Origin of the sequence: Myxococcus sp. AM010 (genome assembly GCF_013372585.1) — a bacterium.
In the GTDB taxonomy this organism is placed as follows: domain Bacteria; phylum Myxococcota; class Myxococcia; order Myxococcales; family Myxococcaceae; genus Myxococcus; species Myxococcus vastator.
In genome coordinates, this window is record NZ_JABXEO010000057.1 from 46,151 (window position 1) to 56,761 (window position 10,611).

Sequence of the window (10,611 nt, forward strand, 5' to 3'; positions counted from 1 at the left end):
ATGCTCCCGGCTACATGTTGTCGGGCGTGGGAATGCCCAGCAGCGTCAGCCCCGCGGCCAGCGTAACCCGGGCGGCGTCGATGAGGGCGAGTCGCGCAGCACGCAGCGCGTCATTGCCTTCGACGTTGATGCGCTTGTCGCGCTCCTGGTTGCCCAGCGTGTAGTAGCGGCTGAGCGCCGAGGCCACGTCGAGCAGCAGCCGCGCCACGAGGCTGGGCTCGTACTGCTCCGCCGCGTCGCGCACCACCTCGGGCAGGCGCATGAGTTCGCGCAGCAGGGCCTGCTCCTCAGGGAGCGTCAACAGGGCCGCGTCGTAGCTGGCCGGCGCGCCACCGCCCTTGCGCAGCACGTTGACGGCGCGCGCGTGGGCGTACTGGAGATAGGGGCCGGTGTGGCCCTCGAAGCTGAGCACCTCGTCCCAGTCGAAGGTGTAGTCGCTGGCGCGCTTGTGCTTGAGGTCGCCAAAGGCGATGGCGCCCAGGGCGATCTGCTCGGAGAGAGCGTCCGCGTCGTCCGTCTGGATGCGGCCGGCCTCCACGTTCTCCCGCACCTTGACGGAGACGCGCTCGCGCGCCTCGTCCAGCACGTCGTTGAGCTGGACCACCTGTCCCTTGCGCGTGCTCATGCCGTGGATGCGGCCGAACGCGACGTGGACGGTGCGGTCCGCCCAGGGCAGGTCCATCTCCTTCAGCGTGCGGAACACCTGCCGGAAGTGCAGCGCCTGGTCCTGTGCGACGACGTAGAGCGACTTGTCGAACTGGAAGCGCTCGTACCTGTCTTGCGCGGCGGCCAGGTCACGCGTGGCGTACAGCGTGCTGCCGTCGTTCTTCTTCAGCAGGATGGGCGGCTCGTTCTCCGCGTAGGGCAGGTCGACGATGAGCGCGCCCTGCGACTCCTTCACGCCGGGCTTCTTCGCAATCTGGTCGATGACCGCGTCCATCTTCCCCTGGTAGCGGCTCTCTCCTTCGATGTGCTCGAACGCGATGCCCATCCGCGCGTAGATCGTCTTGAAGCCCTTGATGCTAGTGTCCCGGAACTGGTTCCAGAGCTTGAGGGCCTCGGCGTCGCCGGCCTCCATGCGGCGGAAGAAGGCGCGGGCCTTCTCGTCGAACTCGGGCTCGGCCTCGGCGCGCTTGTTGGCCTTGACGTACACCTCCACCAGGTGGCCCATGTCGTCGATGCGGGCGGGGTCGCCGTACTCCTGGAAGCCCACGGCCACCAGGCCGAACTGCTTGCCCCAGTCGCCCAGGTAGTTGATGCCCTCCACCCGCCAGCCCAGCGCCCGGTAGATGTTGGCGATGCAGTGGCCGAGGAACGTCGTGCGGATGTGGTGGAAGCCAATCGGCTTGGCGATGTTCGGCGACGAGTAGTCGATGGCCACTGTCTTGCCGCGGCCCGCGTCCTCGTCACCGCCGTAGCGAATGCCCGCGCCGCGCGCGGCGTCGATGACCTCCGCCGTGAAGGGCAGGGCGGTGAAGCGTGCGTTGACGTACGGCCCCACGGCCTTGATTTCCAGCCCAGGGACACTGAGCGACTGCGCCAGCCCGGCGGCGATGGCGGGCGGGGCCTTCTTCTGGGCCTTGGCGAGTGGGAAGGTGGCGAAGCTGAGGTCGCCGTGCGCCGGCTCGGCGGGCTTGACCTGGGCTTCGATGTCGGCGGCCGACACGCCCAGGGCAGTGGCAAGAGCCTGGGCGAAGGCGGCGCGGTAGCGGGAATAGACGGATGTGCTCATGGGACCGCGCGGATACTAGACAAACCGAGGTGGCCAACGGCCACCTCTTGTTCGCACCCACGACGAATCCCTGACTCATGGCACGGCGGGGGCTCGTCGGCTGGGCCGGACCACCGCGGAGACGGTGTCCAGCAGCTTGGGCAGGTTGAGAGGTTTTTCGAAGAAGCCGTCGATGCGCTCCAGCCCCTGGCCCGAAGTGAGCGACGCCACCTCGGTGGCTCCAGAGATGATGTACACGACGATGTCCGATAGCGACTCGTTGCCGCGGATGTAGCGGAGCACCGACTGCCCGTCCTCCTCGCTCAGCCGCAGGTCGAGCAGGACCATGGCCGGCCGGATGTGGGAGAGGATGGACCGTGCCTCGGAGGCGCCCGAGGTGGCCATCACCCGGTAGCCTTCCTGCTCCAGCACCTGCTGGAGCACCTCGCGGCAGTCGGCGTCGTCCTCCACCAGCAGGATGCCGCCGGACTTGGGCGCGGCCTGGGCCATCTCCGGCGCGCTGACGGCGCCGGCGAACATGGGGAGCACCATCTGGAACGTGCTGCCTTCACCCAGGACGCTGGCGCTCTCCATGCGTCCGCCGTGGAGGGCGACAATCTTCCCCACCAGGGGCAGCCCGAGCCCCGCACCGGGCGGCCGAGGCATGCCCGGGGTGGCGCGGTAGAAGGCATCGAAGACGTGCTCCAGGGCCTCGCTGGACATGCCCGGACCGCTGTCCTTCACGGTCAACATGGCCAGGCCGTCCTCGGCGGAGACGCGCACCTCGACGGTGTCGTCCGCCTCACTGTGGTGGATGCCGTTCTCCACGAGGTTGTGGATGGCCTCGGCGATGCGCTCGCGGTCGCCGCGGACGAACACCTCGGGGCAGGGGGGAATCACCACGCGCACCTTGCAGTGCTCCGCGAGCGCCCCCAGCGAGCGCACCACTTCCTCCGCCACGGCCTTGAGTCCGAAGGGACGTTGATTGAGCTGCATCTTCCCGGACTGGAGCCGGGACATGAGCAGCAGGTCATTCACCATGCGCAGCATCCGGTCCGAGTTCCGGTCGCAGATCTGCACCGCGCGGCGCTGGGCATCCGTGAGGGGCCCCAGCTTCTCGCGGCCCATCATCGCCAGGTAGGACTTGATGGTGGTGAGCGGGTTCTTCAAGTCATGCGAGACGTTGCCCAGCAGCTCCTCGCGGTTCTGCTCCAGGCTCTTGAGGCCGGCGATGGCCGTCTGCAGGTCCTTGTTGCGGCGGGCGCTGTCGTCACGCAGGCGCGCCACTTCGTAGGCGGCGGTGAGCTGCGCGGCCAGGGATTGCAACAGGGTGTCGGACGGCTCGCGCCGGGAGCCCAGCACCACCAGGACGCCACCGACGCCCTGCGGGCCCTCGAGCGGCACCGCGATGAGGTCCCCATCACGCAGCAGCGCCTTCTGGGAGAAGGCCCGGCCCACCACGCCCTCGCCCGGGACGGCGGCGGTGACGCGGTCGTCGTAGCGGCCTCGCACGTGCTCGACGTGGAGCTGCTCCCGGGAAGGGAAGTAGCGCGCCACGTAGCAGACCTTCGGCTTGAGGAGCGTGTGGAGGGTCTGCAGGTGGGAGCGGAGCGCTTCGGTGGGCCCCGCGTTGTCCGTCAGGTGCCGCGACATCTCCAGCAGGGCGCGGTGAGCAACATCCGCATCCACCGAGGGGAGCGGCTTCGCGGGCCGCTTCGGAGTCTTCTTGGCCGCCTTCGCGACCGGACGCAGTGGTACGACTTCCGCCAGCGTCCCCTTCTTCTTTGAGCGCACGGGTGAATCCTTGCTCAAGTTCCGCGCGCATGTGAACGGCCTCTGTCCTCGGAGGCCTTCCGGAGGACAGTGTCCATGTCGGCTGGCCGACAGCCGGGGCTCAGGCCCGGCGCTGGATGCGCTGGTCGTTGCCCAGGGCGTAGGGCTCCACCAGCAGCGGCTCCACCTTCTCCTGGTAGCCCTCCACGGAGAAGCCGCCTTCCGCCAGCGCGCTGAGCACGGACGTCTGCACCCGGCGAGCCGTCTCGTCGGCGGTGAGCAGCTTCAGCATGGGCTCGCGCGCCGGCTCGTACTTGAAGGCGCCCAGCGTCTTGAGCGCGGCGATCTTCACGTCGTCCGACATGTCCTCCAGGAAGGGCACCACCGCGGGGGGGATGCGGGGGTCCTGGCTGCCGGCCACGTGGTGCAGCAGCACCACCCGCTTTTCCGGGTTGCGCGTGTAGTGGGCGGACAGGTGCTGGAGCGCGCTCACGCAGGCGGTGATGGTCTCCTCTTCGGAGGTCAGCTCACCGAGCAGCCGCAGGGCCCAGGAAGCGGCCTGCTCGCTGGTGCGCAGGAACTCCAGGATGGGAGGCACGGCGACGTCCTTGCCGAAGCTCTTCACCAGCTCGAACGTGTGCTCCTTCTCATCCGCGTCCGTGGTGAGCGGGTCCACGGTGATGGTGAAGCGGCTGAGCAGCACGGACACGGCCTCGGGGACCTTCATCTCCCCCAGCTGTTGGAGGGCCTTCTGCCGGGTCGCGGGGTCTCCGTACTTCTGGGTGACCTTGGGCTTGAGCTTGAGGGCTTTCTCGGGGCCCGAGCCGCCCGTGAAGATGTCTAAGAGGCCCATGTGCGCGTGTGCTCCGTATGGTTCGGCGGCGTGAGAAGGTGGGGCGCCGTCCGTCTATGACGGTGCGGCGCCCAGGACAAGAGGCAAGAGGCTAGAGCGTCAGCTCGCGGCGGACGTCGCCCTGGTAGGCCCGGGCGAGCGCCTCGGCGGCGGCCCGGGCCTCGGCGGTGGTCTCCTCGGGGACCTTCACCTGGAGGTGGAGGTACAGGTCGCCCTGTGCTCCGCCCTTGAGCGAGGGCACCCCGCGCCCCTTCAGCCGCATCCGGCGGCCAGATTGGGAATGGGGGAGCACCTTCACGGTGACCTCCCCCTGGAACGTGGGGACACGCACGTCGGCGCCCAGCAGGGCCTCGGAGACCGTCACGGGCAGGTCGAGGTGCAGGTCGTCGCCCTCGCGACGCACGAGCGGATGCTCGGCCACCTCGGTCTCGATGTAGAGATCACCCGGGGGGCCGCCTCGTGTCCCCGCCGCGCCCTGGCCGGAGAGCCGCACCTTTGAGCCAGTGTGCACGCCCGCGGGAATCTTCACCGTCAGCCGGGCCTGCTCCTCCTTCATCCCCGAGCCCCCGCACTGGGAGCAGGGCGGAGCGGCCTTGCCCGTGCCGTGGCAGTTGGGGCACGCCCCCGCGCCGCCGAACAGGCTCCCGGACCGGCGGGACCGGCCCGTGCCGTTGCAGACGGTGCAGGTGGACACTGGCCCGGATGTGCCCCTGCCGCTGCACGTGGCGCAGCGGCCCGGACGGCTGAAGGCCAGGGGGCGCTCGGTACCAGAGACGGCCTCGGCCAGGGTGAGCTGGACGCGAACCGTCAGGTCGTCTCCACGCTCGGGTCCGGAGCCGCGAGCGCGACGCCCGAACATCTCGCCAATGTCGACGCCCCCCGGGGCGCCACCGCCGCGGCCTCCGAACAGGTCGCCGAAGAGGTCACCCAGGTCGAAGCCCTCGGCGCCGTAGGGGATGCCCCCGGCGCCAGCGCTCCCGGCCGAGGCTTTGTAGGCCCGATAGGCCTCCGCCTTCTTCTCGTCGAAGCCAATCTTCTCCGCGTCCGGGCCGAACTCGTCGTAGAGCTTGCGCTTCCGAGCGTCCGACAGCACCTCGAACGCCGCGCTGACTTGCTTGAACTTCTCCTCGGCGGCCTTGTTGCCCGGGTTGACGTCCGGGTGGTACTTGCGTGCCAGCTTGCGGTACGCCTTCTTGACGTCCTCCGCTGAAGCCGACCGGTCAACGCCGAGGGTCTGGTAGTAGTCGTCCGCCATTTGTTCCCGCCGTGGTGTACCCGATTCAACGTAACCAGCCGGTAGGCACGCGCCAGCAAGGACTGTCCGGACCGTGCGAGATGTATAAAGTCGCCGGAGGATGAGGGAGCCCATGTCACCGCCTCGCTGGCTCGGCGCGGATACCCTGTGGCTTGCGGGCTGGCTCTCGCTGGCGCCGGCCGTGGGGAACGCGGCTGCCCCGCCGTCCGCCGTGGAGGCCCGGGTCGCGGACCGGGTGGTGGCCATCATCGAGGGCCAGGTGCTCACCTTGAGCGAGCTGCGCTTCGAGGCCCGGGTCGCGCTCCTCCAGCGAGGGGGCGTGCAGGCCCTGGCGCTTCCCCTCGACGAGGACACGCTCCGGGGGGCCTTGGAGTTCATCATCAACCAACGGGTCCAGGTCCTGAACGCGGACCGGCTGCAGGCCTTCCCGGCCGAGCCCGCGGAGGTCCAGGCGCGGGTGGAGGCGTTCCAGGCGGGGCTGGGAGGGGAGGCGGCCTTGAAGCGGTTCCTGTCCCGCCATGACGTGGACGTACAGGGGTTGGAGCGGGTGCTGGCCCGGGGGCTTCGGGCCGAGCGCATCCTCGACAGCCGCATCCGGCTGCGAGCGCAGGTGGGTGAGACGGAGGTCCGCCGCCACTTCGAGCAGCACGCGGACGAATATCCGGAAGGCTACGAGGCGGCGCGCGCCGCCATCCGGGAGAAGCTGGTTCGGGAGCGGTATGGGGCGCTGGCGGCGGAAGAGCTGGCGCAGGTGCGGGCCTCGGCGCAGGTGCGCCGCGTGGCGCCCTTTGCCCGGGAGGCAAGCCGATGAGGCGGATGCGCGAGGAGCCGGCGCCCGGGGCCCGGCACGGCTACACCATCCGGCAGATGGTGTCGGAGGACCTGCCCGCGGTCATGCTGCTGGAGCAGGCCGCGTTCAAGAACCCCTGGTCCCAGGACCTGCTCAAGCGCGAGCTTCAGCACGAATGGTCCACCATCCTCCTCGTGGAGGAGGAGCGGGAGGCGGATGGGCCGGAGCTGCTGGGGCTGGCCATCTTCTGGATCGTCCATGACGAGGTGCACGTGCTGAACGTGGCCACCGCGCCCAAACACCGGCGCCGGGGCGTGGCGCGGGCCGTCATGGACGAGGTCCTTGAGCGGGGGAGGGCCAGGCGCTGCACCCTGGCCACCCTGGAGGTGCGCAAGAGCAACGAGGCCGCGCTCCAGCTCTACCGGGCCTTCGGCTTCCGCCCGGTCGGCATCCGGCCGAACTACTACGTCGACGAGGGCGAGGACGCCGTCGTGATGGTCCTCGACTTCTAACCTCACGCGGAGTAGAGGACCGCCCCGTTGTAGACCCGCCGTGCGTGGAAGCGCCGAGGCAGGAAATGGGACCTGGGACCCTGGCCGGTTGTAGGCAAGGGACAGGCCGTGCTTGACACGGAGAGGCCCCTTCCTATACTCGCGCGCCTTTCCGTAGTCCTGTAGGTAGATATGCGCCGCCTGGTGTCTCTGGCGGCGACGAACCCGAAGAAGAGGTATCAGTGCCGACCATTAGCCAGCTGGTCCGCAAGGGCCGCGAGAAGCTCGTCGTCAAGGGCAAGAGCCCCGCGCTCAAGGAGTCCCCTCAGAAGCGTGGCGTCTGCACGCGCGTGTACACCACGACCCCGAAGAAGCCGAACTCGGCCCTCCGCAAGGTGGCCCGTGTTCGTCTGACGAACGGGATCGAGGTCACGTCCTACATCCCCGGCGTGGGTCACAACCTCCAGGAGCACTCGGTGGTGATGATTCGCGGTGGCCGTGTGAAGGACCTCCCGGGTGTCCGCTACCACATCGTCCGTGGAACGCTGGACTCCGTGGGTGTCGCGGGTCGCAAGCAGAGCCGCTCCAAGTACGGCGCGAAGCGTCCGAGCTGATCGCTCGTCGCGCGGATCACCTTCTGTAGCGCAGCGTCTGGACGCATTGCCCCGCACCCTGGGGAGCGTCCTTGTGAAGTTCCTCCTGCAGCACTTGAAGCCCCGTGGATTTCTCCCAATGGGAGTGGGGCGTAAGGGAAGAGAGAAGAGATGCCTCGCCGTCGCGTAGTCGCCAAGCGCAAGATTCTTCCGGATCCGAAGTTCCAGGACCGGCTCGTCACCAAGTTCGTCAACGACCTGATGCGGAAGGGCAAGAAGTCCATCGCGGAAGGCGTTTGCTACGGTGCCTTCGCCCTCATCGAGGAGCGCGCGAAGGAAGACCCCCTCAAGACCTTCAAGAAGGCCCTCGACAACGTCAAGCCGGTGCTTGAGGTCAAGAGCCGTCGCGTCGGTGGCGCCACCTACCAGGTGCCCGTCGAGGTCCGTCAGGACCGCCGCGTGGCGCTCGGCATGCGTTGGATCATCACCTACTCCAAGGCGCGTGGTGAGAAGACCATGCAGGAGAAGCTGGCCGGTGAGATCATGGACGCCGCCAACAACCGCGGCAACGCGGTGAAGAAGCGTGAAGACACGCACAAGATGGCGGAGGCCAACAAGGCCTTCGCTCACTACCGCTGGTAGGCCCTAGAGGCTTCGCGGTTGCCGCCCGGATGCAGAGGATGCATCCGGGCGGTTTTGTTAGATGTAGCAGGTTCTCTGAAATCGTCCGGCCGGCAGGTGTCGAGGCCTCGGGCCCGCCCTTCCTTCCTGGAGAGGTATTGAGTCATGGCCCGTGAGTACCCCCTCGAGCGCTACCGCAACATCGGCATCATGGCGCACATCGATGCCGGCAAGACGACGACCACGGAGCGCATCCTCTTCTACACCGGCGCCATCCACCGGATGGGCGAGGTGCACGAAGGCAACACCACCACCGACTGGATGGTCCAGGAGCGTGAGCGCGGCATCACGATCACGTCCGCCGCCATCTCCGCCTTCTGGCAGCGGCACGACCAGCGTTACCGCGTCAACATCATCGACACACCGGGACACGTGGACTTCACCATCGAGGTGGAGCGCAGCCTGCGCGTGCTGGACGGCGCCATCGCCGTGTTCGACGCGGTGAACGGCGTGGAGCCGCAGTCGGAGACAGTGTGGCGCCAGGCGGACAAGTACAAGGTTCCCCGCATCTGCTTCATCAACAAGATGGACCGGGTGGGCGCCGACTTCGAGATGTCCGTGGGAACCATCCGCGAGAAGCTGGGCGCGCGTGCGGTCCGCATGCAGCTGCCGCTGGGCGCGGAGGACAAGCACCGCGGCGTCATCGACCTGCTGAAGATGAAGGCCCTGGTGTTCCAGGACTCGGAGCAGGGCAGCCGCTACGACGAGACGGACATCCCCGAGGAGCTCAAGGAGGAGGCGGACGCCGCCCGCGCCGAGCTGCTCGAGGCCGCGGCCGAGCAGGACGACGCGCTCACCGAGAAGTTCCTCGAGGGCGTGGAGCTGACCGAGGCCGAAGTGCGTGGCGCCATCCGCAAGGGCTGCGTGGGCCTGAAGCTGTTCCCGGTGTTCTGCGGCTCGGCCTTCCGCCACAAGGGCGTGCAGCCGCTGCTGGACGCGGTGGTGGACTACCTGCCAAGCCCGCTGGAGGTGCCGCCCATCCACGGCAAGACGCCCAACGGCGAGGACGCCGTGCGCGAGACGCGGGACGACGCGCCCTTCAGCGCGCTGGCGTTCAAGATCATGAACGACCCCTCGTTCCAGTCCCAGACGCTGACCTTCCTCCGCGTCTACTCCGGCAAGCTGGAGGCGGGTTCGGCGGTGTGGAACTCGGTGAAGGGCAAGCGCGAGCGGGTCAGCCGGCTGGTGCAGATGCGCGCGGACAAGAAGGACGAAATCACCGAGTGCTACGCCGGTGATATCTGCGCGGTGGTGGGCCTGAAGCTGGCCGGCACGGGTGACACGCTCTGTGACGACAAGCAGCCCATCATCCTGGAGCGGATGGAGTTCCCCGAGCCCGTCATCGACATCGCCATCGAGCCGAAGTCGACCGCGGACCAGGACAAGATCCTCCAGTCGCTGCAGCGCCTGGCCATGGAGGACCCGTCCTTCCGCGTGAAGACGAACGAGGAGACAGGGCAGACGCTCATCGCCGGCATGGGCGAGCTCCACCTGGAAATCATCGTCGACCGCCTCCTGCGCGAGTTCAAGGTCGACGCGAACATCGGCAAGCCCCAGGTGGCCTACCGCGAGACGGTCACCTCCCGGGTGGAGATGGAGGGGAAGTACATCCGCCAGACGGGCGGCCGAGGCCAGTACGGCCACATCTGGCTGCGCGTGGCCCCCAATGAGCCCGGGCAGGGCTTCTCCTTCGAGAACAAGGTCACCGGCGGCGCGGTGTCCAAGGAGTTCGTTGACGCGGTGAAGGCCGGGTGCGCGGAGGCCATGCAGAACGGCCCGGTGGCCGGCTACCCCATGGTGGACGTGAAGGTGGAGGCCTTCGACGGCTCCATGCACGACGTGGACTCCAGCGAGATGGCGTTCAAGATCGCCGGCTCGCTGGCGTTCAAGGACGCCGTGCGCACGGCCACGCCCGTGCTCCTCGAGCCCATCATGAGCTGCGAAATCGTCACGCCCGATGACTTCATGGGCGACGTCATCGGCGACCTGAACGGGCGGCGCGGGAAGGTGCTGGGCATGACCCCCCGGCCTGGCCGCGTGCAGGCCATCCAGGCGCAGGTGCCCCTGGCGGCCATGTTCGGCTACTCGACCGACCTGCGTAGCCGCAGCCAGGGAAGGGCGACGTACACCATGCAGTTCAGTCACTACGCGCCCGCGCCCAAGTCGGCGCTCAACCGCTGAGTGGCTTCGGCCCGGCCGCGGACCGGCCGGGCGATTTCAGTTGACGTTGTGGCGGGTTTGGAGCAGGACGCAGCACCTTCGCAGTTGTTTTCCGCGAGTCGAGACGTGCCGGGCTTCGGACCGGCAACCCCGTGAGGAGAGGCCATGGCCAAGGAAAAGTTCGAGCGTAACAAGCCCCACGTGAACATCGGCACGATCGGACACGTGGACCACGGCAAGACGTCGCTGACGGCCGCCATCACGAAGGTGCTGGCGAAGACGGGCGGCGCCACGTTTCTGGCGT

General features: G+C 68.2%; 10 protein-coding genes. 6 read left to right on the plus strand and 4 right to left on the minus strand.

Going from position 1 to position 10,611, the window contains the following annotated elements:
* Positions 1-10: 10 nt before the first annotated feature.
* The 4 genes from argS to dnaJ all read right to left on the minus strand — a co-directional run bounded on the left by argS (position 11) and on the right by dnaJ (position 5,592).
* The gene (argS, locus tag HV826_RS24040) at positions 11-1,732 is read right to left on the minus strand and encodes an arginine--tRNA ligase (protein WP_176419338.1); all 1,722 of its coding nucleotides are present in this window, start codon (positions 1,730-1,732) and stop codon (positions 11-13) included.
* Positions 1,733-1,807: 75 nt separating this feature from the next.
* Positions 1,808-3,505 (minus strand): hybrid sensor histidine kinase/response regulator, encoded by a 1,698-nt coding sequence (locus HV826_RS24045; protein ID WP_176419339.1) that lies wholly within the window; start codon positions 3,503-3,505, stop codon positions 1,808-1,810.
* A gap of 100 nt (positions 3,506-3,605) precedes the next feature.
* Positions 3,606-4,337: a HEAT repeat domain-containing protein gene (locus HV826_RS24050; protein ID WP_176419340.1), complete on the minus strand. Its 732-nt coding sequence runs from the start codon at positions 4,335-4,337 to the stop codon at positions 3,606-3,608.
* Between the two features lie 91 nt (positions 4,338-4,428).
* A complete protein-coding gene (gene dnaJ / locus HV826_RS24055) occupies positions 4,429-5,592 on the minus strand; it encodes a molecular chaperone DnaJ (RefSeq protein ID WP_176419341.1) in 1,164 nt (387 codons plus the stop codon).
* A 112-nt stretch (positions 5,593-5,704) separates the two neighbouring features.
* Between dnaJ and HV826_RS24060 the strand changes: the two genes are divergently transcribed.
* The 6 genes from HV826_RS24060 to HV826_RS24085 form a co-directional block, all read left to right on the plus strand.
* Positions 5,705-6,403 carry a hypothetical protein gene (locus HV826_RS24060; RefSeq protein WP_255208478.1) on the plus strand — a complete coding sequence of 233 codons (699 nt, stop codon included), beginning with the start codon at positions 5,705-5,707 and terminating at the stop codon, positions 6,401-6,403.
* Positions 6,400-6,894: a ribosomal protein S18-alanine N-acetyltransferase gene (rimI, locus tag HV826_RS24065; protein ID WP_176419343.1), complete on the plus strand. Its 495-nt coding sequence runs from the start codon at positions 6,400-6,402 to the stop codon at positions 6,892-6,894. The genes HV826_RS24060 and rimI overlap by 4 nt, the downstream gene beginning before the upstream one ends.
* Positions 6,895-7,115: 221 nt before the next feature.
* Entirely contained in the window at positions 7,116-7,487 is a 372-nt protein-coding gene (gene rpsL / locus HV826_RS24070; RefSeq protein WP_002637381.1) for a 30S ribosomal protein S12, read from the plus strand.
* Between the two features lie 150 nt (positions 7,488-7,637).
* Positions 7,638-8,108, plus strand: coding sequence for a 30S ribosomal protein S7 (rpsG, locus tag HV826_RS24075; protein WP_011553340.1), 471 nt, complete (start codon positions 7,638-7,640; stop codon positions 8,106-8,108).
* Between the two features lie 144 nt (positions 8,109-8,252).
* Positions 8,253-10,328: an elongation factor G gene (fusA, locus tag HV826_RS24080; protein WP_176419344.1), complete on the plus strand. Its 2,076-nt coding sequence runs from the start codon at positions 8,253-8,255 to the stop codon at positions 10,326-10,328.
* A gap of 144 nt (positions 10,329-10,472) precedes the next feature.
* Positions 10,473-10,611: GTP-binding protein (locus tag HV826_RS24085; protein WP_228556459.1), on the plus strand; the 139-nt coding region annotated here is incomplete at its 3' end.

Excerpts from the sequence above, each read along its gene's own strand:
- HV826_RS24060 (WP_255208478.1), top strand. The coding sequence starts at position 5,705 with ATGTCACCGCCTCGCTGGCTCGGCGCGGATACCCTGTGGCTTGCGGGC.
- dnaJ (WP_176419341.1), bottom strand. The coding sequence starts at position 5,592 with ATGGCGGACGACTACTACCAGACCCTCGGCGTTGACCGGTCGGCTTCA.
- argS (WP_176419338.1), bottom strand. The coding sequence starts at position 1,732 with ATGAGCACATCCGTCTATTCCCGCTACCGCGCCGCCTTCGCCCAGGCT.
- HV826_RS24050 (WP_176419340.1), bottom strand. The coding sequence starts at position 4,337 with ATGGGCCTCTTAGACATCTTCACGGGCGGCTCGGGCCCCGAGAAAGCC.
- rpsG (WP_011553340.1), top strand. The coding sequence starts at position 7,638 with ATGCCTCGCCGTCGCGTAGTCGCCAAGCGCAAGATTCTTCCGGATCCG.
- fusA (WP_176419344.1), top strand. The coding sequence starts at position 8,253 with ATGGCCCGTGAGTACCCCCTCGAGCGCTACCGCAACATCGGCATCATG.
- rimI (WP_176419343.1), top strand. The coding sequence starts at position 6,400 with ATGAGGCGGATGCGCGAGGAGCCGGCGCCCGGGGCCCGGCACGGCTAC.